The organism is Cellulomonas sp. FA1 (genome assembly GCF_000986825.1).
Classification (GTDB): domain Bacteria; phylum Actinomycetota; class Actinomycetes; order Actinomycetales; family Cellulomonadaceae; genus Cellulomonas; species Cellulomonas iranensis.
In genome coordinates this window covers 2,403,480-2,424,010 of the sequence record NZ_LBMY01000001.1, presented here as the reverse complement: position 1 = coordinate 2,424,010, position 20,531 = coordinate 2,403,480, and the positions used below count along the sequence as shown (strand labels likewise).

Annotated in this window: 16 protein-coding genes, 1 tRNA gene, 1 other RNA gene and 1 pseudogene; 16 read left to right on the top strand and 3 right to left on the bottom strand. The window is 76.0% G+C overall.

Annotated features, from left to right (window positions below; translation table 11 throughout):
- The first annotated feature begins 115 nt into the window (after positions 1-115).
- From GY42_RS10885 to GY42_RS10880, 3 genes are all read left to right on the top strand, one after another.
- Positions 116-2,107 (top strand): hypothetical protein, encoded by a 1,992-nt coding sequence (locus tag GY42_RS10885; protein ID WP_046529343.1) that lies wholly within the window; start codon positions 116-118, stop codon positions 2,105-2,107.
- A 614-nt stretch (positions 2,108-2,721) separates the two neighbouring features.
- On the top strand, positions 2,722-2,853 hold the full coding sequence (locus GY42_RS20140) for a hypothetical protein (RefSeq protein ID WP_330217844.1): 132 nt from the start codon (positions 2,722-2,724) through the stop codon (positions 2,851-2,853).
- A gap of 261 nt (positions 2,854-3,114) precedes the next feature.
- A complete protein-coding gene (locus GY42_RS10880; RefSeq protein WP_152667277.1) occupies positions 3,115-4,821 on the top strand; it encodes a hypothetical protein in 1,707 nt (568 codons plus the stop codon).
- Positions 4,822-4,934: 113 nt separating this feature from the next.
- Here GY42_RS10880 and GY42_RS10875 read toward each other — a convergent pair.
- Positions 4,935-5,022: transfer RNA gene (locus tag GY42_RS10875), tRNA-Ser, on the bottom strand.
- Between the two features lie 135 nt (positions 5,023-5,157).
- Between GY42_RS10875 and GY42_RS10870 the strand changes: the two genes are divergently transcribed.
- Positions 5,158-5,901: an AAA family ATPase gene (locus tag GY42_RS10870; protein WP_046529341.1), complete on the top strand. Its 744-nt coding sequence runs from the start codon at positions 5,158-5,160 to the stop codon at positions 5,899-5,901.
- A 145-nt stretch (positions 5,902-6,046) separates the two neighbouring features.
- Positions 6,047-7,243, top strand: coding sequence for a cytochrome P450 (locus GY42_RS10865; protein WP_082131478.1), 1,197 nt, complete (start codon positions 6,047-6,049; stop codon positions 7,241-7,243).
- 7 nt (positions 7,244-7,250) lie between these two features.
- Here GY42_RS10865 and GY42_RS10860 read toward each other — a convergent pair.
- Positions 7,251-8,566: pseudogene (locus GY42_RS10860) on the bottom strand (amidohydrolase).
- Positions 8,567-8,722: 156 nt separating this feature from the next.
- Between GY42_RS10860 and GY42_RS19405 the strand changes: the two are divergent.
- The 4 genes from GY42_RS19405 to GY42_RS10845 all read left to right on the top strand — a co-directional run bounded on the left by GY42_RS19405 (position 8,723) and on the right by GY42_RS10845 (position 12,305).
- Positions 8,723-9,688: a hypothetical protein gene (locus GY42_RS19405; RefSeq protein ID WP_160309410.1), complete on the top strand. Its 966-nt coding sequence runs from the start codon at positions 8,723-8,725 to the stop codon at positions 9,686-9,688.
- 58 nt (positions 9,689-9,746) lie between these two features.
- Positions 9,747-9,843, top strand: an RNA gene (ffs, locus tag GY42_RS18680) — signal recognition particle sRNA small type.
- Between the two features lie 225 nt (positions 9,844-10,068).
- Entirely contained in the window at positions 10,069-10,944 is an 876-nt protein-coding gene (locus GY42_RS10850; RefSeq protein WP_052748326.1) for an ABC transporter ATP-binding protein, read from the top strand.
- Positions 10,941-12,305 (top strand): FtsX-like permease family protein, encoded by a 1,365-nt coding sequence (locus GY42_RS10845; protein WP_236686768.1) that lies wholly within the window; start codon positions 10,941-10,943, stop codon positions 12,303-12,305. Before GY42_RS10850 ends, GY42_RS10845 begins: the two co-directional genes overlap by 4 nt.
- An 81-nt stretch (positions 12,306-12,386) precedes the next feature.
- On the opposite strand, the gene GY42_RS10840 is transcribed toward GY42_RS10845, so the two are convergent.
- Positions 12,387-12,908, bottom strand: coding sequence for a CDP-alcohol phosphatidyltransferase family protein (locus GY42_RS10840; protein ID WP_046529339.1), 522 nt, complete (start codon positions 12,906-12,908; stop codon positions 12,387-12,389).
- 336 nt (positions 12,909-13,244) lie between these two features.
- Here GY42_RS10840 and GY42_RS10835 point away from each other — a divergent pair, with 336 nt between their 5' ends.
- The 7 genes from GY42_RS10835 (at position 13,245) to GY42_RS10810 (ending at position 20,469) form a co-directional block, all read left to right on the top strand.
- Complete coding sequence (locus GY42_RS10835) at positions 13,245-16,355, top strand: DNA polymerase III subunit gamma and tau (protein WP_052748325.1); 3,111 nt, start codon at positions 13,245-13,247, stop codon at positions 16,353-16,355.
- Positions 16,356-16,556: 201 nt separating this feature from the next.
- Positions 16,557-17,753 carry an OmpA family protein gene (locus GY42_RS10830; protein ID WP_046529338.1) on the top strand — a complete coding sequence of 399 codons (1,197 nt, stop codon included), beginning with the start codon at positions 16,557-16,559 and terminating at the stop codon, positions 17,751-17,753.
- Positions 17,750-18,373: a hypothetical protein gene (locus GY42_RS10825; RefSeq protein ID WP_046529337.1), complete on the top strand. Its 624-nt coding sequence runs from the start codon at positions 17,750-17,752 to the stop codon at positions 18,371-18,373. The genes GY42_RS10830 and GY42_RS10825 overlap by 4 nt, the downstream gene beginning before the upstream one ends.
- A gap of 62 nt (positions 18,374-18,435) precedes the next feature.
- Positions 18,436-18,798, top strand: a complete 363-nt coding sequence (locus GY42_RS10820) for a DUF4190 domain-containing protein (RefSeq protein WP_052748324.1) — start codon at positions 18,436-18,438, stop codon at positions 18,796-18,798.
- Entirely contained in the window at positions 18,798-19,520 is a 723-nt protein-coding gene (locus GY42_RS10815) for a response regulator transcription factor (RefSeq protein ID WP_082131476.1), read from the top strand. Before GY42_RS10820 ends, GY42_RS10815 begins: the two co-directional genes overlap by 1 nt.
- Positions 19,517-19,822, top strand: a complete 306-nt coding sequence (locus GY42_RS19400; protein ID WP_052748323.1) for a hypothetical protein — start codon at positions 19,517-19,519, stop codon at positions 19,820-19,822. Before GY42_RS10815 ends, GY42_RS19400 begins: the two co-directional genes overlap by 4 nt.
- Positions 19,726-20,469, top strand: a complete 744-nt coding sequence (locus tag GY42_RS10810; RefSeq protein ID WP_052748322.1) for a sensor histidine kinase — start codon at positions 19,726-19,728, stop codon at positions 20,467-20,469. The genes GY42_RS19400 and GY42_RS10810 overlap by 97 nt, the downstream gene beginning before the upstream one ends.
- Positions 20,470-20,531: the final 62 nt, after the last annotated feature.

Here is a 20,531-nt window from a genome sequence, read left to right as displayed (position 1 = left end):
GTGCCCGGGCGAGCCGGTCGGGCCGGACGGGTGAAGTGGTGCGGGCGTCGGGGTGGCGCACCGGGCGCCACCTAGCGTGTGGCCGACCCGCACCCGCCCCAGCCCGGGAGACCTCGTGCACGCTCGCCCCCACCGCCCGCCCACGGGGCGCACCCGCCGCCTGCGACGCGTCCTGAGCGGCGTCCTCGCCGCCGCGCTCGCGGTCCCCGCCCTGCTGCTCGCCGCGGCCCCGGCCACCGCCGCCGGCTTCTCGGTGGTCGGGTCGCCGTCCATTGCGTCGTCCACGTGGGTCGGGACGCCGCTGTCGGTGTCGTTGGCCGGCATGGACATCTCTCCGGCCGTCGACTCCTACCGGGTCTCGTGGCACTGGTCGGACGGCACCCCGCGCGCGGTGCTCGAGTCGCCGGACACGGACTACACGCCGACCGCCGCCGACCTCGGCCGCTCGCTGTACGCCGACGTGCTGCTGCGCGGCGCGAACGGCGAGCTCTACGCGATCGGCACGAACCTCACCGGCGCGGTCGCGCTGCGCGGCTTCGACGAGGTCCCGGAGCTCGCCGTCACCGGGTCGGGCGTCGTCGGCGAGCCGCTCACAGTTGGCGGCACGGGTGACTGGTGGCCGACTCCGCAGGACGTCGAGTACGTGTGGCACCGGTACCCGGTCGACGCCGTCGTCGCGTCCGGCACCGGGCCCGCCGCCGCCACCTACGTCCCCACGGTCGACGACATCGGCTCGACGTTCTACGTCGTCGCCACCGCGTCGCGCCCCGGCTACGCCGACAACACGCAGACCTCGACCGCGTCCACGACGGTCCACCTCGGCTCGTTCGCGGGCGTCGAGCGACCGACGGTCACGGGGACGGGCGTCGTCGGCTCGCCGTTCACGGCGACGCTCGACGTCACGGGCACGACGCCCGCGCCCGCGTCGGTGGACTTCCAGTGGTACCGCACCGACGGCACGCCCGTCGCCGGTGCGACGTCCGCGACGTTCACGCCCGGGCTCGACCTGCTCGGCGAGCCGCTGTACGTCGTCGCGACGCTGCGCGCACCGGGTCACCAGGACTTCGTCACGCTCGGCTCCGACTACTCCGCGACCGTGAGCCCCTCGTCCTTCGAGGGAGTCGGCCGCCCCGTCGTGACGGGCTCGGGCGTCCTCGGCACGTCGTTCACGGCGACGCTCGACGTCGCGGGCACGACGCCCGCGCCCGCGTCGGTGGACTTCCAGTGGTACCGCACCGACGGCACGCCCGTCGCCGGTGCGACGTCCGCGGCGTTCACGCCCGGGCTCGACCTGGTCGGGCAGCCGCTCTACGTCGTCGCGACGCTGCGCGCACCCGGCCACCACGACTACGTGACCCTCGGATCCGACTACACGCGCACCGTCTCGCTCGCGTCGTTCGCGCCCGGTGCCGCGCCCGTGCTGACGGGTCACCACGTCCTCACGGGCACGCTCACCGCGACGCTCGACACGTCCGCGTGGACGCCGCGCCCGCAGTCGCTCACGTACCGGTGGTTCCTCGCCGACGGCACGCCCGTCGCCGGCGAGACCGGCGCGACGCTGCGGCCGACGGCCGCCCTCGTCGGCGAGAGCGTGTACGTCGAGGTCACCGCGCACGCCGAGGGGTACCAGCCCTACGTCATCGCGTCGGCCCCGAGCGGCACGATCGCCGCGGCCACCGCGGCTGTCTCGCAGCCCGTCGTCGTCACCGGCTCCACCGTGACCGTCGAGGTCTGGGGCCTGCTGCCCGACACCGACTACGCGCTCGAGCTGCACTCCACGCCCGTCGCGCTCGGCACGTTCCGCTCGTCGTCGCAGGGCGTCCTGCGCGCCACGGTCGCGCTGCCCGCCGGCGCGACCCTCGGGGCGCACTCGGTCGTCGTGCTGCTCGACGGCGCCGAGGTCGCTCGCGTGGGGGTCACGGTCACCGCGCCCGGTGTCGCGCCCGCCACCCCGGCCGCTCCGGTGGCGGCGGCTCCTGCCGTGGCCGCCCCGGCCGCAGCCGCGCTCGCCACGACCGGTGCGGGCGACGCGTCCGCGCTGCTCGCCGTCGTCGCGCTGCTGCTCGTCGGCGGCGCCGCCGCGGTGCGGGTGGCTGCCCGGCGCTGACCTGCCCGGCCGCGAGGCCCTGCACGACCGACGGCCCCGACCCCGCGCGAGCGGGGCGGGGCCGTCGTCGTGCGTGGCCGCGGCGGGTCGTCTCGCTGATCTCGCTCTGCGGTGGTCCCGCGACGCGGGGCCCGGTCGTCGTGACGCTCTCGGGCGGCTCGGTCAGAAGCGCGGCATTTGGCCGGTGACGCGCTTGGCGATGTCGACGATCTTCCGGCAGTCGGCGTGGACGTCGCCGGCGGCTGCCTCGTGCTCTCACCGTGGTCACCGGCGTTCCGTGCCCTGCGCACCCGGTGGTAGGCGGCGAGCTCGCGGCCGAGCGGCGGGGTCGAAGCAGTCACGCCGGACGCGGCCCTTGCCGGAGCTACTGCTCGTCGCGCTGCGACAGCACAGGCGCCGCCAGCGGGAGGCGCCCATCCCCGGCGGGACGCTGTGGCGCGACTGTGGGCTCGTGTTCACCAAGGTGACCGGTCGGCCCCGTCGCGCCGCGGGACCATTCCCTGCACGGCACGGCGTTCCTCGATGGGCTCGGCATCCGCCCGGCCCGGCTGCACGAAGCGCGTCACACGGCCGCGACGCTGCGGCTGGTCCAGGGCGTCGACCAGCGGGTGGTGATGAGCATGTTCGGCTGCACGTCGCCAGGGATGGCGACGCGCTACCAGCACGTCGTGCCGGAGCTCGTCGAGGAGGCGAACCGACGGATGGGCGAACTGCTCTGGGGCGACGCCACCGGATTGGTACCGTGAGGCCATCTCTACGCCCGAGGTGTGTGTATGACCGCGATTCGGCTCGGCTACGACAAGGTTCGCTGCGACCGGTGCGGCGATCGCGAGCGTGTCTTGGGCATCCCATGTGCTACCTGTGGAGACTCTCCCGGGCCGTCCGAAGTGAACCACCAGGTGCAGCGTCGACGTCGCCTTGTGTCCGCCTTGCGCACAGAACTCGAATCCGTGCCTGCGGTCGATAACGACAAGGAATGGTGCTCGCTCGCGGAGCTAAGCACGTTGGTGGCGAGCGACTTCGATGGCCTGCTGGCGGCACTCAAACAGAGCTCGTCGCAGTCGAATCCCTTCGCCGATGGCACACTTCTCGCCAAAGCAGTGCGTGCCGTTGTACTCACGCGTCAGAGGCTCAGCGTGGCCAATCCGCTCCGGCCGCACCTCTCGCAACTTGTGCTCCTTCGAGAGACGGGCCGTCTGACCGAAGAAATGTGCGGAGCGTACCTGCTTGCCCTCGAGGCGCCTTCGCCCGTCGAGGCGCAGCGGTGCGCCGAATCCGCCCAAGCGTGCATCGATCAGATAGCCAGCGGCCTTGCCGAGCACAATCGCGTCTTGGCGGCGGCGGAGCTCCTTGAGGAAGAGGGTGACCTAGGCTCCGTAACGAGCCGGCTGTTTGCCGCCCTCAAGGCGCTTCATCCAGGCCTGAGAGTGACCGAGCTAGACGAACTTGGACGCGGCCGGTTCAAGGAGATCACTCGCGTTGATGCGGTAGTCGGCACCGGGGCGGGCGTTCTCGCCGCCGAGATGGTCGCCACCGTTCACCTCGACGCGATGCGGTTTCGGAGCGTGTTGTCCGCCGCCGTATCACTCGCGCACGACGCTGGCTCGCGGTTCGCCGAAGCGGTGGCCGACGAGGTTGTGAGGCGTGATGTCGGACGTGCCGGAGCGCACGGGCTCGAGGCATACGCGCAAATGGCATTACTGATTCCAATTGCGCCAAGCGAGGATGCGGCGCTTCGGCAGGTAATGAAGTTGTACAAGAACCTATTCGAGGATGTCATGGCGCCATTAGTGTCAGTGATGCTCCTCGCGTCCGGTGAAGTGACCAAGCCCTACGCAAGACTCATAGCCGAGGATGCGACCGAGATCGCGCGCCGTGCGGCTGCGTCGCCGGTTGTCGGGCCTCTCCTGGCCGGTGCTGAGCCGGGTTACCGAAACGCTGAGGGGCATGGGGCCAAGACGTACAGGCTGGAGGGGGGCGACGTAGCGTTCGAGCTGAGGTCTTTCTCTGGCAGAGTTCCTGTCGACACGTTGATCGATGACAGCTTTGCTCTGGTGGAGTCTCTGCTCGCGCTTCAGTTAGCCATAACGAACGCCGTCTCGGCGCTTGGCTACGAGGATCATCAGCCAGCAGATCTAGGTTATTTTCAGCCATCGCCCGTGCAAGTTGTCGAGTTTCTGCTAGAAGACCAGGGGATTTTCGTCGAACGGCTAGAGCTCTCGGGGCAGGCGTGGGAACTCCGCCTCCGGAATCAGCCGCCGCCACTCTTCGCGATTGCGGTCGGCCTGGATCCCCATGCTCCCGATTCTGTTCAGCGGTTCGTGATTGTGAACCGCGTCGACGGTCAGGAGCGCACGCTCCAAATCGACCGCCGTGTCATTGCGGAGTTCCTTGCGATTGACGAGGCCGAGTCGACATGGCGAACGATCGTCGGCCTGGCGCGATGTGACGTCGGCGGTGCAGCGATGCTCTCCGGAGACGCCTTAAGATGCGCGATCGCCGCTACCGGGGTCGAGGCGCTCCTTGGGAACCGGTTGGACCGGGTCCCGCGGCTCCGCTGGCTTAGGGGCATCGCCATGCGGATGGGCGACGCAGCAGCCGCCGAACTTTCGGTCGCAGCGATCCGCGCGCTGCGGGAGGGACGCGTCGCAGAGGTCGTGCGCCGGCCCGAGTGGCAAGCGTGGCTCGCCCTCGGGGCCGTGGACTTGCCCTGACGGTCGCGTCGTTCGCGGCACGAACTGCTACTAGAACTGCTGCCGCCGCCCCGCCGCCCGCTCACGACGAAGGGCCCGCCACCCGCGTCGCCGCAGGTCACGGGCCCCTCTTCTGGCGGAGGATGGGGGATTCGAACCCCCGAGGGCGTGAACCCAACACGCTTTCCAAGCGTGCGCCATAGGCCACTAGGCGAATCCTCCAGGCTGCGGCGCTCCCGCCGGGCGGGCGCGCTGCGGGTAGGAGTCTAGCCGAGGACGACGGTGCCGTCGGACGCGTCCCGGCGCACCGGGGACAGGGACGCGCGCCGTGTGGGCGGGTCGTGGTGGGGTGGGCGCATGGTCGCGCGCACGGGTCCGTGGAGCACGCTGCCGGTGCGTCGCGTCCAGGCGGGGGACCCCCAGCTCGACGGCGAGCGAGGCGGGGACTGGCACCTGAGCGTGCCGGCGGTGCGGCAGGTGCTGGAGCACGGGTGGGACCTGGGCCCGGCGACGGTGCTGGTCGGCGAGAACGGCGCGGGCAAGTCGACGCTGGTCGAGGGGATCGCGACGACGTTCGGCATGGCCGGTGAGGGCGGGTCGACGGGGTCGATGCACCGCACGCGGCCCACCGAGTCGGGGTTCGCGCACGACATCCAGCTGGTCCGCGGGGCGGGCGCGCCGCGGCGCGGGTTCTTCCTGCGCGCCGAGACGATGCACGGCTTCTACACGTACCTCGACGAGCACCCCAGCGCCCGCGACCCCGAGTTCCACGCGTTGTCGCACGGCGAGTCGTTCCTCGAGCTCATCGGCTCCCGGATGATGCACCCGGGCCTGTACGTGCTCGACGAGCCCGAGTCCGCGCTGTCGTTCACCGGCAGCCTCGCGCTGCTGCAGCACCTGCACGACCTGGTCCGCAACGACTCCCAGGTGATCCTGTCGACGCACTCGCCGCTGCTCGCGGCGCTGCCCGGCGCGACGATCTACGAGGTCGGTGAGTGGGGCCTGCGCGAGTGCGCGTGGGACGAGCTCGACCTCGTGACGTCGTGGCGCGGGTTCCTCGACGCCCCCGAGCGCTACCTGCGGCACGTCCTCGCGGACTGACGTCGCGGTGCTGAGGTCGCGGTGCTGACATCGCCGCGCTGTCGTCGTGGCGCGGGCACCGTGCGTGGACGTCACGGCCGCACGGGCCCGTGACGTCCTGCACGTGGAAATGTCACGGCCCACGGGTGGGGTCAGGATGGCTGGCATGACCGAGCACCGGCCCGCTCCCGAGACCGCCGCGACCCACGCCGCCGATGCCCGCGTCACCGACGCCCCCGCGGCGGCCGCCTCCGCTGCGGACGCCCGCACCACGGGTGACGAGCTGCGCGGCCGGTGCCCGGTGGCGCACGGGTCGGACGGCACGTGGACGCTCACGTCGCACGCCGCGGTCACGGCGGCGGCCCTCGACCCGGCCACGTTCTCCAACGCGGTGTCGCGGCACCTGCAGGTCCCCAACGGGTTGGACGGTGCCGAGCACGCGCGGTTCCGCGCGCTGGTGGACAGGTTCTTCACGCCCGAGCGGGTCGCGGCGGTCGCGCCCGCGGTCGAGGAGGTCGCCGCGGCGCTCGTCGCGACCCTCGACGTGCCCGGCGCCGTCGACGCCGTCGAGCTGGGTGCGCGGTTCGCGGTGCGCGCGCAGAGCGCGTGGCTCGGCTGGCCCGCGGACCTCGAGGACGCGCTGCTCGCGTGGATGGCCGACAACCACGCCGCGACCCGCTCGGGCGACCACACCCGCACCGCCGACGTCGCGCGCCGGTTCGACGCGATCATCCGCACGCTCACCGACCCGCGCCGCGCCGCGGGCAAGGCGGCGCCCGACGACGTGACCACCGAGCTGGTGCACGCGCACGTCGACGGCCGCCCGCTCACCGACGACGAGATCGTGTCGGTGCTGCGCAACTGGACCGGCGGCGACCTCGGGTCGATGGCGCTGTGCGCGGGCGTCGTCGTCACGTACCTCGCCGACCACCCCGACCTGCAGACGCACCTGCGCGGAGGCGTGAGCGACCGCGAGCTCGACGCGGTGCTCGACGAGATCCTGCGCATCGACGACCCGTTCGTCTCCAACCGTCGCGTTGCGACCCGCGACGTGGAGCTCGACGGTCAGCGCATCGCCGCGGGCGACCGCGTGGTGCTCCACTGGACGGCCGCCAACCGTGACGAGGCGGTCTTCGGGGACCCCGACGCGTTCGACCCCGCCGGGCACGCGCGCGACAACCTGGTCTGGGGGATCGGTGCGCACGTGTGCCCGGGGCGGCCGCTCGCGACGCTCGAGCTGCGGGCGCTGACCCGCGCGCTGCTCGCGGCGACGACGGCGGTCGAGCCCGACCCCGACCGGGCGCGCGAGCGCGAGCAGCCGCCCGTCGGCGGCTACGCGGTCGCGCCGGTGCTGCTGCGCTGAGCGCCCGTCAGACCGTGAACCGCTCGCCGCGCTCGCGGACCCTCCCGGCCCCGAGCCCGCCGCGCGCGTCGGGGTCCCACGTGTAGACCTCGGTGCCCGTGACGAACACCTGCTCGGCGCGCGACGTCACGTCGAGCGGGTCGCCCGACCACACGACCACGTCGCCGTCGAGCCCGGGTGTCAGCGCGCCGACGCGGTCGTCGAGCCCCAGGAACGACGCGGGGTTCACGGTGAGCGCGCGCAGCGCGGTGTCGCGGTCCAGGCCCTCCTTCACGGCGAGCGACGCCTGGTGCACCAGGAAGTTGATGGGCACCACGGGGTGGTCGGTCGTGATCGCGACCCGCACACCCGCCCGCGCCAGCACGCCGAGTTCTCGATCGCGCGGTCGCGCAGCTCGACCTTGGACCGCGCCGTGAACATCGGGCCGAAGATCACCGGCACGTCGCGCTCCGCCAGGACGTCCGCGATCGACGCCGCGTCGGTGCCGTGGTTGACCACGAGCCGGTACCCGAACTCGTCGGCCAGCCGCAGCGCGGTCGCGATGTCGTCGGCGCGGTGCGTGTGCTGGTCCCACGCGAGCTCGCCCGCGAGCACCGCCGCGAGCGTCTCCTTGCCGAGGTCACGCTCGAACGGCTCGCCCGTCGCCGCTGCCGCGTCGCGCCGGGCCGCGTAGGTCTGCGCCTCGACGAACGCGCGCCGGATCACCGCGGCGACACCGAGGCGGGTCGACGGGAGCTGCTTGCGCTCGCCGTACACGCGCTTGGGGTTCTCGCCCAGCGCGGACTTCACCGACACGTCGTGCCGGATCACCTGCTCGTCGACCGTGCGCCCGCCCCACGTCTTGATCGCGACCGTCCGCCCGCCGATCGGGTTGCCCGAGCCGGGCTTGACCACGGCCGACGTCACACCGCCCACGAGCGCGTCGCGGAAGCCCTCGTCCTCGACGTTGACCGCGTCGATCGCGCGCAGCGCCGACCCGTCGGGCGACGTCATCTCGTTCGCGTCCTCGCCGGCCCAGCCCTGGGCCTCCTCCCAGACGCCCATGTGCGCGTGCGCCTCGACGAACCCCGGCAGCACCCAGCGACCGCGCGCGTCGACCACGCGCACGCCGTCCGGCACCACGACGTCCGTGCCGACGGCCGTCACGACGCCGTCCTCGACCAGCACGGTCGCGTCCGCGATCGGCTCCGACGCGACCGGCACGACGTACCCGCCGACGACCGCGACCGACCCGCGGGCCGTGCCGATCGGCAGCCGGCCCGGCGCGGCGGCGCGGGAGGTGGACGACGTGGGCGTGGCGGCGTTGCTGGTCTGCTCGGGCATGACGCCCATCATGGCCCCGGTGGTGGCCGACGCGTGCGGACCGGGCACGGCCTGTGCGGCGCCGGCCGCGACGTGGTGTGTGGGGTGCGTGGAGGTCGCCGCGGGACCCCCGCCGGGCGGATGTCCGGATCGTCCGACCCGGTTAGCGTGGCCGCCATGACCCAGGAGCGACCGCGCACCCCCGACGACAGCCCCCCGTACGCACCCGGCGTCACCCACGACCGCCTCGCCGACCGCTGGCCCGGCGACGCGTGGCGCGGCCCGCTGCTCGGCGTCGCCCTGGGCGTCCTCACGCTCCCGGCGGTCACGACGGTGCTGGTCGCGCTGCTCGTGCTGGCCGCCCGCGGCGAGGCCGCCTGGCTGCTCGTGGCGGGTGCCGCGCTCGTCACCTCGGTGCTCGGCGGGCTGGGTGCGGCGATCGCGCTGCGGCGCGGTCACCGCGGCGTCGTGCACCGGGTCGCGCTGCTCGCGGGCGCGTGGGGCGGCGCCGTCGTCGTCGCGGCGGTCGCGCTCGCGCTCGCGTCCGACCTGCCCGACCGCGTCGGGGTGGCCGTCCTGCTCGTGCTCGGCGGCACCTACACGCTCGTGCTGGCGCTCGCGCTGTGGGGCGCCTCGCGCGTCATGCCGGCCCCCGCCGCCCCCGCGCCCGCCGACCCGCCCGCCGACGACGCGGACGACCCCGCCCCCGTCTCCGCCCCGACACCGGCGCGCGACGCCGCCGCGCCGCCCGCTGCCGGCGACGCCGAGCTCGCGGACTGGCCCGCGTGGGGCGGCGACGACGCGCCCGCCCCCGCGGTCGAGGAGGTCGTGGTCGAGGAGGTCGTCGACGCCGAGGTCGTCGAGCCCGAGGTCGTCGAGCCCGCCGCGCCGCCCGTGCCGCCCACGCGCCCCGCCGAGCCCGCGCGACCCGCCCGCTCGGCGTCGTCACGCCCCGTGCGCCCCGCGGCGCCGGACGCGACCCCGGCGCCCTCGCGGCCGCCGCGCCGCAGCGTGACCTCCGGCGGCGCGGGCGCGCCGCGCCGCACCGGCCCGGCGGGCGGCGGCCCGGCGACCGAGCGCATCGTCCCCGAGGACGGCGACGGCGGGCCGCCCACGCAGCGACTGCCCCCCGTCACGCCGTGACCACGCGCGACGCCGCCACCGGGTCCCGGTGGCGGCGTCGCCTGCGTTAAGGTGGTGCGCAGACCCCTCGTGCGGCGTCATCTCGCTGAACCCCCCCAGGGCCGGAAGGCAGCAAGGGCAGGTGAGCTCTGGCGGGTGTGCGGGGGGTCCTTGCATGCCCGCGCACGGCCACGGCCACGAGCGCGGCAGCGGGCGCCGTCGCGGGCACGGCGACGAGCGCAGCGCCCCCTCCGGGACCTCCCCGACACCCCGCACGGCGACGTGCGACCGGGGGCGGGCCGCGCCCGGCAGGCCGTCCCCCCGCGGGCGGACGGCACCCCCGCACGGACGACACCCACGCCGGACGCGGCGGCACGCGCCCCCGCCGGACGATGGGTGCCATGACCGACCCGACCATCCCCGCCCCCGGAAACCTCGTGCCGCCCGCCACCGGGACGGCTCCCGACGCGGCCCGGCCCGTGACGTCCGCGTGGACCGGCGCGGCCCCCCGCCTCGCCGGGCGCGGGCTCGTGCACCGCTTCGGCACGACCACCGCGCTCGCGGGTGTCGACGTCGACCTCGCCGACGGCGAGTCGCTCGCCGTCATGGGCCCCTCGGGGTCCGGCAAGTCGACGCTGCTGCACGTGCTCGCGGGCATCATCGTGCCGTCCGGCGGCACCGTGACGCTGCGCGGCGAGCCCGTGCAGGCGCTGTCGGAGAAGAAGCGCTCGCTGCTGCGGCGCACGCGCTACGGGTTCGTCTTCCAGTTCGGCCAGCTGCTGTCGGAGCTGTCGGCGCTCGAGAACGTGGCGCTGCCGGCGATGCTCACCGGGGCGTCCCGGTCCGACGCGCAGGCCGCCGCGGGCCAGTGGCTCGCGGCGCTCGGCCTGGCCGGCGCGGAGGGGCGCCGGCCAGGCGAGCTCTCCGGCGGGCAGGCGCAGCGCGTCGCGGTCGCGCGCGCGCTCATCACGCGGCCCGAGGTCGTCTTCGCCGACGAGCCCACGGGTGCGCTCGACCAGCAGACCGGTCACGACGTCATGAAGGTCCTCGTGGACTCCACGCGGGCCGTCGGCTCGTCGCTCGTCGTCGTCACGCACGACGCGGACGTCGCGGCCTGGTGCGACCGCCGCATCGACATGCGCGACGGCCTGGTGGTGCCGCCCGGTTCGACGACGGGCGAGGGCGTCGGCCCGCGCCCGGGCGAGAAGCCCGGCCGCGCGCTGCCCGACGACCTGGGCTCCGCGCGCGTCTCCGACGTCTTCGGCGGTGCGCGGTGAGCATCAGCCCCGTCCTGGCGCTCGCGCCCCGGCTGCAGCGCGCCGGCGGCCGCGACTCGCGCACCACCACCGTCCTGGCCGTCACGGCGTTCACCGTCACGACCGCGCTCACGCTGTCGGTCGTCGCGGCGCTGCTCGGCTTCGTCGACCGCGCCGAGAACCCCGTCACGCAGTTCGACCGCGACATGGGCGGCTTCTACGTGACGCTCGCCGTCACCGCGACGATCCTGCTGGTCGTCCCGCTGCTGACGCTCGGCGGCGCCGCGGCCCGCCTCGGCGTCGCGCGCCGGGACGCGCGCCTCGCGGCGCTGCGGCTCATCGGCGCGACGCCCGGCGAGGTCGTCGGGCTGACCCTCCTGGAGACCGCGCTGCAGGGGTTCGTCGGCGCCGTGCTCGGCACGGGCCTGTACGGCCTGCTGCTGGGCGTGTGGACGCAGATCCCGTTCCAGGGGCGTCCCTTCACGGTCGGCGACCTGTGGGTGGGTGTGCCGGTCGTGCTGCTCGCGTGGCTCGTCGTCCCCGTGCTCGCCGCCGTCAGCGGCGCGGTCACGCTGCGCCGCGTCGTCGTCTCGCCGCTGGGCGTCGCGCGGCGCGAGACGAAGCCGGGGCTCACCGCCGTCCGCGTCGTCGTCGCGCTCGCCGCGGTCGCCGCGTTCATGTTCGTGTCGATGAACGGGCAGATGTTCGCCGCGATCCTCGTGACGATGCTGCTGGGCATGCTCGCGGTCGCGTTCCTCGCGATGAACGCGATCGGGCCGTGGGTGCTCGGCGTCATGGGACGCGTGCGGATGCGCCGCGCCCGCACGCCCGCGCAGCTGCTGGCCGCGCGTCGCCTGCTCGACGACCCGAAGGCCATGTGGCGGATCGTCGGCGGGCTGGGTCTCGCGTCGTTCGTCGCCGGGTGCCTCACGGCCGTGCCGGCGCTCGTGTCGCTCGCGGGGGACAGCGACCCGGACGCGGTCATGCAGATGTCCGACATCCGCACCGGGGCGATCCTCACGCTCGCCATCACGTTCCTGCTGTCGGCCGTGTCGGCCGGGATCGCGCAGGCCGCCGCCGTGCTCGACCGGCGCCGCGAGCTGTCGCTCGCGCGGCTCGCGGGCGTGCCGGACGACCTGTTCCACCAGGTGCGCCGGCGCGAGGTGCTCGCACCGCTGCTGTTCACGTCGGTGGGTTCGGCGCTCGCGTCGTTCGTCATGTTCTTCCCGCTGTTCGGGCAGATCATCCTGTCCGCGCCGTCGGGGCTGCTGCTGCTCGTCGGCAGCCTGGCCGTCGGCATCACGCTCGTGCTGCTGGCCACCGAGGCGTCGCGCCCGCTGCTGCGCCGCACGCTCGCCGAGACGGTCGTCCGCGCCGACTGAGCCGCACGCACCGCGCCGGACCGCCGGGCCCGCCCCTCCGCCGGGGCGGGCCCGGCGTGCGTCGTGGCGGCTCGGCCCGTGTCAGGTGCGGCGGTCCGGGTCGGGCGTCGCGGCGCGCGACTGCACCACGAGCTCGTCGACGGCCGCCGCCCCCGCGACCGCGGCGACGCACCACAGCGCACCGGTCCACCCGGCGAGCGCGAGCAGCGGCGCCGTGAACACCGCGAGCCCGGCGACCCGGTTCGCGGCCGTGTGCCGCGGGACGACCCGCCGGAACCGCCGCACCCCGACCGCGACGGCCGCGACCTTGATCACGGCCACGCCCGCGGCGGCGGCCAGCAGCGGCACGGCCGCGTCGCCCAGCAGCCGCGCGACCAGCCACGTCGCCGCGGCGAACAGCAGCACGTCGGCGGCCGAGTCGATCCGTGCGCCGCGCGGCCCCGCCGTGCCCAGGCGCCGCGCGAGCGGCCCGTCGAGCGCGTCGGTGAGCCCCGCGGTCACGTACAGCGTCACGAGCAGCGCCGGCCGGTCGACGGTGAGCGGCAGCGCGAGCGCGAGCACGCCCCGCGCGGCCGACAGCGCGTCCGGCAGCCACCGCCCCACGCGCCCGCACGCTACGCGCCTCCGGTCCGCAGCGCCCCGGACCTCCGCCCTGCCGCCACCCGGCCCCACCGCCCCGCCGCCGACCGCGGGGTTCTGCCGGTCTACGGGGCCCGTGAGCGGCGGAACCCCGCGTTCGTCGGTGCTGCTCGGCGGCATCGGGCGGGCTGGACGAGTCGCCTCGTCGACCGCGGGGCGCGCCGGTCTCGGGTCCCAGGAGCGGTGCGGGTCCGCGTCGGGCCGGCCGGCGGTCCGGGAGGTGGCCACGGGCCGACCGGCGTGAGGAGGTGCGGTGGACGACGAGGACCACGTGTCTGCGGCGGCACGTAGGCTCGTCGGGTGACGACTGCGCTGTACCGCCGGTACCGGCCCGAGTCCTTCGCCGAGGTGATCGGCCAGGACCACGTGACCGCCCCCCTGCGGCAGGCGCTGCGCTCCGGGCAGACCAACCACGCGTACCTCTTCTCCGGCCCCCGCGGGTGCGGCAAGACGACGAGCGCCCGGATCCTCGCGCGCTGCCTCAACTGCGCCGAAGGGCCCACCGACACCCCGTGCGGCGTCTGCCCGTCGTGCGTCGAGCTCGCGCGCGGCGGCCCGGGGTCGCTCGACGTCGTCGAGATCGACGCGGCCAGCCACGGCGGCGTCGACGACGCGCGTGAGCTGCGCGAGCGCGCCACGTTCGCGCCCGCCCGCGACCGGTACAAGGTCTTCATCCTCGACGAGGCGCACATGGTCTCGCCGCAGGGCTTCAACGCGCTCCTCAAGATCGTCGAGGAGCCGCCGCCGCACGTGAAGTTCATCTTCGCGACGACCGAGCCCGACAAGGTCATCGGCACCATCCGGTCGCGCACGCACCACTACCCGTTCCGGCTCGTGCCGCCCGACGTGCTCGTGCCGTACCTCGAGCAGCTCTGCACCACCGAGGGCGTGCCCGTCGGCGCGGGCGTGCTGTCGCTCGTCGTGCGCGCGGGCGCCGGCTCGGTGCGTGACACGCTCTCGGTGCTCGACCAGCTCGTGGCCGGCGCCGGCCCGGACGGCCTGGAGTACGAGGGCGCGGTCGCGCTGCTCGGCTACACGCACACGTCGCTGCTCGACGACCTCGTCGACGCGATCGCCGCACGCGACGGCGCCTCGGCCTTCCGCGTCGTCGAGCGCGTCGTCGCGACGGGCCACGAGCCGCGCCGGTTCGTCGAGGACCTGCTCGAGCGGCTGCGCGACCTCATCGTCATCGCCGCCTCGGGCGAGGCGGCCGCCGCCGTGCTGCGCGACGTGCCCGCCGACCAGCTCGACCGCATGCGTCGCCAGGCCACGCACCTCGGGCCGTCCGAGCTGTCCCGCTCGGCCGACCTCGCCAACGCCGCCCTCACCGAGATGGTCGGCGCGACGTCGCCGCGCCTGCACCTCGAGCTGCTCATGGCCCGCCTGCTGCTGCCGAGCGCCGACGACTCCACCACGGGCCTCGGTGCGCGCGTCGACCGGCTCGAGCGCGGGCTGCCGGCGGTCCCGACCGGTGCGGGGTCGTCCGCGTCGGTCTCCGCTCCCGCGACCGCCGTCCCCGTGCAGCCGCACCCGTCGGTGGCGGCCCCCGCCCCCGCCGGCCATGCCCCTGCCGGCCCCGTCGCCGGTCTTGCGCCCGCCAGCTCTGCGCCCGCACCTGCCGAGGCGCCGGTGCGTCCGGGTGCCGCGTCGGCGAGTGGTCCGGCCGCGGCACCGCCCGCCCCGACCCCCGACGGCCCCGCCGACCCGCGCACCGCTGCCGACCCCGCGCCGGGCGCCGACCCGCTGACCGCGGCAGACCGCGTGCCCGCGGCCGACCCCGCGCCCGGCGGTCGCGGACCGGCGCAGCACCCGGCCGCCGACGCCGCTGCGGCGAGCCGGCGACCGGACGCCACCGAGCCCCCCGCGGGTCCGCGGGACGCGGGTGCGGAGCCGACCGCGTCGACCACGGGTGCGCCCGGCGGGACGACGCCGCACCAGGACGCCGCGCAGCACGACGCGCAGCAGACGGCCGCCCGCGACGAGCGGGTGCGCGACGCGGCCGCGTCGTGGGACGCCGCCTCGACCGGCGCTGCCTCGACCGACGCTGCCTCGACGGGCACCGCCTCGACCGACGCCGCGACTCCGCCCGCACGACCGGCCCCCGCGCCCGTCGCCGCTCCGGAGCCGGCCGCGCCCGCCACCGCGCCCGCTGCCACCGCGGCCGCCGTGCCCGGGGTCGCCGCTGCGGCCGCCGACACCGAGATGCTGCGCCGGCGCTGGCCCGACGTGCTGACCACGCTGCGCCGCCTGCGGCTGCCGTCGTGGGCGCTGGTGAACCAGCACGCGCAGATCCTCGAGCTGGACGCGACCACGTTGCGCCTCGGCTTCGCGCAGCCCGGCCTCGTGACGACGTTCCGCAACAGCAACCACGCCGACGTCGTCGCGCGTGCGCTCGCCGAGACGCTCGGCGTCACCGCGCGCGTCGAGGCGGTGCTCGACGAGCCGGGCGGCGGCCGCGGGCAGGCCGGTCCGGCGGGACCCGCGGCGCCGACGCCGCAGGTCCCCGACGTGATCTCGCCCGAGCGTGCCGCGGCGTCCTGGGGCGACCCCGCGCCTGCCGCCCCGGCCCCCGCCGGGTCGGACGCGCCCCCGCCGCTGACGCAGCGCGTGGCGCCGCACCGGCCACCGGCCACGACGACGCCCGCCCGGCGCCCGTCGGAGCCGCCGCCGCCCACGCCCACCGAGCTACGGGGGAGCCGGACCGCCCTGCCGGTCGCGCCGACGACGGACCGGGCGACCGCCCCGCCGCCGCGTCGGGTCCCGCCGCCGCGCCCGTCCCCACCGACGAGGCCCGCCCCACCGACGAGGCCCGCCCCGCCGCCGGCGCCACCCGGCCGACCCCGCCGTGGGAGCCGGACCCGGCCGCCGAGGCCGCCGGCGCCCCGGCGGCCGAGACCGCGACGGCCCCGGGTTCCGCGACCCCGCAGACGTCCGACGGGCGTCCGGCGGGGGCCGCGACCCCGGCGGCACCCGCCCCGGGGGCGCCGCCCGTCGTGGCGCACCCGCACGACGACGACATCCCGCCGGGTGACGAGCCCGACGACCCGTGGCGCGACGGCCCCCCGCGTGCGAGCGCGCCGCGCGCCGCGGCCCCGACGTCGCAGCCCGCGTCGCAGCCCGCCCGGGGTGCGGCGGCACCCGCGCCCACGGGCCGTCCCGCCCAGCGCGCGTCCGCGCCGGCCGCGGGTCAGGCGTCCGCACCGGTCGCCGGGCAGGCGCCCGCGGCGCCGCCGCCCCTCGGCCCCGGCGCGACCGCGCGCGAGCGGGGCGTCGCCGCCGCGCGCGCGGCCGCCGCGCAGTCCCGCAGCCGCGTGCAGGAGCCCGACGAGCCGTCGCCCGACGACCCGACCATCGGCCAGTCGAACCTCGTGGGCGTCCAGCTCGTGGCGCAGGTGCTCGGCGGCCGCGTGATCGACGAGCAGACCGACATCTGACGCGGCACCCGTCGGCGCCCGCGCGGCGGCGACGGCCCGCGGCGCCCTCGCCGCCGTGACTCCGGTGAGTGCGTGCTCGTCCGCCTGGGTGAACCTGCGACGCCCTGTCGCAGGACTGCGACACCCCTGCGACGTCCCGACGATCGTCGCATGGGCGCTTCGCCCTACGTTGTGTGCCATGTCCGACGTCACGGCCCGGCCCGTCCGCCGCACCGCCACCGCCCTCGCCGTCCTGCTCACCGGCACGCTGCTCACCGCCTGCGGCGCGTCCGTCGAGGACGCCGCCCCGGCCAGCCCCGCCCCGACGCGTCCCGAGCGCACGACGCCGTCGCCGACGCCCACGGGCCCCGCGGTCCCGACCGTGCACGGCTACGGGCCCGGCGAGATCCCGCCCGTGCCGATGTTCCTGCTGCCGGACCTCAGCATGCTCGACGCGTCGCTCGCGGGCTTCGCGATCCAGGTCGACGACGCGGTCGGCGACCTGCCGGGCGTGCGCGTCGAGACGCAGCGCTGCGAGGCCGAGGGCACGGACGTGGGCGAGCTGCTCGCGTACGGCGACGGGTCGGGCACGTTCACCGGCCCCGACGGGTCGGTCGTCAACTACGGCGACGGCTCGGGCTCGTACTCCCTCAACGGCGTCGCGGTCACGGTGTACGGCGACGGCTCGGGCACGTACAGCGACGGCGCGACCTCGGTCGTGAGCTACGGCGACGGGTCCGGCAGCTACGCCGACGGCACGACGGCGGTGACGCTGTACGGCGACGGGTCGGGCACGTGGTCCCGCGGCGACCGCTCCATCACCAACTACGGCGACGGGTCGGGCACGGCGTCGGACGGCGACGTGTCGATCACGAACTACGGCGACGGCTCGGGCCTGTACGCGTCGGCGGACCTGACGATCAACAACTACGGCGACGGCACGGGCCTGGTGAACGGCACGCCGGTCGAGGTGGAGCCGCTGCCGCCGGTGCCCCCGCTGGGGAGCTTCCCGTCGATGGGCGTCATCGCGCCGGTGCCGTCGTGCGGCACGCGCCTCGTCCTGGACTCGTCGGTGCTGTTCGACTTCGACAGCGCGCAGGTGCGCCCCGACGCGGCGGCCACGCTCGACGCGGTCGCGGCCGTGCTCGCCGACGTCCCGGCGGCGCGGGTCGAGGGCCACACCGACTCGGTCTCCGACGACGCGTACAACCAGACGCTGTCGGAGAAGCGCGCCACGGCCGTGGTCGCGGCGCTCGCGCAGCGCGGCATGGGCGGCGACCTCGAGGCCGTCGGGTTCGGCGAGTCCCGCCCCGTCGCGCCCAACGAGCTCGACGGCCAGGACAACCCGGCGGGTCGCCAGCTCAACCGGCGCGTCGAGATCGTGGTGCCGTCGTGACGCGGCGTCCGCGTGCGGTGGTCGGCGCCCGCGCCGTCGTCGCCCCGGTCGTGGTCGCGGCGGCGGTCGCCGTGCTGGCCGGCGCGTGCTCGGTCCGGGTCGTCGACGCCGACGCGACGCCGGCGCTGACGGACGAGCTCGCGGTCCACGCCGAGACCGGTGCGGACGACGGCGGGGTGCAGCCGGTCCCGGCACCCACGCGGTCGGGCGACCGCCCGGGCCTCGGCGGCACCCCGGCGGCCACGGCCGGCGCCCCGCGCGGCTCGGGTCTGCCGCCGCTGCTCGAGCGTGCCGGGCTCCAGGAGTCCGTCACGCAGACCGCGACGTGCGGCGGCGGCGACCTCACCGTCGTCGAGGTCGGTGCGACCGTCGAGGTCACGGACGACTGCGCGACGCTGTCGGTGCAGAGCGCCGACACGCGCGTCGTCGCGGGCCGCGTCGAGCACCTCGTCGTCGAGGCCGCGGGCGTGTGGGCCGTCGTCGCGGACGTCGGCACCGTCACGGTCGACGGCGCGGGCGTCCGCGTCGCGTGGGAGGACGGCACACCCCGCGTCGAGGCGTCCGGCGCCGACGTCGGCTACGGCCCCGTGGGCGTCGTCCGCCTCGACGTCGACGGCTGACGGCCCCGCACCCGTCGTCCCGGACGACCACCCCACGCACCCGCCCCGACAGGAGGACCCCGATGAGTACCCCGACCCCGCCGCCGTACGGCACCCCGCCCGGCCCCGGCACGCCGCCGCCCTACGGCACCCCGCCCGCCGCCGCGCCCTACGGCGGTTCCCCCTCCGGTGCGGGCCCCTACGGTCAGCCGTACGTCGCGCGCCGCACCAACCCCTTCGCCATCGCGGCGTTCGTCACGGGCCTGCTGGGCTTCGCGCTCATCCCCGTGGTGCTCGGCCACATGGGGCTCGCGCAGATCCGGCGCACCGGTGACGGCGGTGGCTGGATGGCCGTCATCGGCCTCGTGCTCGGGTACGGCATGTGCCTCGTGTACGCGGCGATGGTGCTGCTCGTCGGCGGCAGCCTGTGGTGGGGGACCCGCTAGTGGACGACGCGCCCCACGTGCTGCTCGTCGACGACGAGCGCGCCATCCTCGACGGCCTCGCGCCGTTCCTCGAGCGGTCGGGGCTGCGCGTCAGCACGGCGGGCGACGGGCAGCAGGCGCTCGACGTCCACGCGGCCACGCCCGCGGACATCCTGGTGTGCGACGTCCTCATGCCGCGGCTCGACGGCCGCAGCCTGGTGCGGCGGCTGCGCGCGGGCGGCGACTGGACGCCCGTCGTGCTGCTGACGCAGGTGGGGGAGTCCTACGAGCGCTCGGCCGCCCTCGAGGAGGGCGCCGACGACTACCTCAACAAGCCGTTCGACCCGCAGGAGCTGCTCGCGCGCGTGCGGGCCGTGCTGCGCCGCGCGGTGCCCGGGCAGCCACCGCTCGCGACGGCCGAGGTGCTGGTCAGCGGGGACCTGCGCGTCGACCGCGCGGCACGGCGCGTGACGCTCGCGGGCGCTCCCGTCGCGCTGACGCCCAAGGCGTCGCTGCTGCTCGACTACCTCGTGACGCACCCGGGCGAGCTGCTCACGCGCGAGCGGCTGCTGTCGGCGCTGTGGGGGTTCGAGTCGATGGTGACGACGCGTGCGGTCGACCACCGGGTCGCGGAGATCCGGCGCGTGCTCGGGGACGACGCGGGTGCGCCGCGGTTCGTCGAGACCGTCCCGCAGGCGGGGTACCGGTTCTGCGGCTCGGTGACGCGCGGGGTGCGCGCGTGAGCGTGCCGCGCGGCCTGCGGCCGTGGATCGTCGCGGCCGGTGCGGTCGCGCTGCTGGGCCTGGTGGCAGGCGGTGCGCTCGCGCTGAGCGGCCGCGCGTGGGTGCTGGTCGTGACGACGCGGCTGCCGCTCGCGCTCGCCGTCGGCGGGGTGGTCGTCGCGGGTGCGGTCGTGGCCGTGGGGCCGCGCGGGGTCGGCGGGTGCGCGTGCGCGCCGCGACGGTCGCGGACGCCGAGGCCGCGGCTCGCGCGGACGAGCGCGCGCGGCATCGGCGGTTCCTGCAGCGGCTCGACCACGAGCTGAAGAACCCGGTGACGGCCATCCGTGCCGCCGTCGCCGGCCTGGGCCCGGCGGCCGCGTCGGACGACGGCGCGGCGCGCGCGCACGCGACGCTCGACGCGCAGGCGGGCCGCCTCGCGCACCTGGTCGCTGACCTCCGCAAGCTCGCCGAGCTCGAGACGCAGCCGATCGAGCAGGAGGACGTCGACGTCGCGCAGGTCGTGCGCGACGCGGTGGACGACGTGCTCGCGCAGGCGCAGGCGGCGGGCCGCCCACGCCCCGCGGTGACGGTGTCGCTGCCGACCGTGCCGTGGCCGCTGCCGCACGTCCGCGGCGACGTCGACCTGCTGTACCTGGCGGTCTACAACCTGCTGGGCAACGCCGTGAAGTTCTCGCCGCCGGGCACGCCGGTGGAGGTCCGCGGGTCGGACGAGGGCGGGACCGTCGTCGTCGAGGTCGCGGACTCCGGCCCGGGCGTGCCGGACGACGAGGTGGGCGTCGTGTTCGACGAGCTCGCGCGCGGCCGCGACGCGCGCGGCACGCCCGGCTCGGGGCTGGGCCTCGCGCTCGTGCGCGTCATCGCCGAGCGGCACGGCGGCCGCGCGACGCTCCGCTCACGCGTCGGCCACGGCACGGTCGTCCGCCTGCACCTGCCCGCCGACCGCCCCTGACGCCGGCTGGTGCGTCTGCTGGTGGTCGCGGATCTGGCTGGTGCACCCCCTGGTGGTCTCTG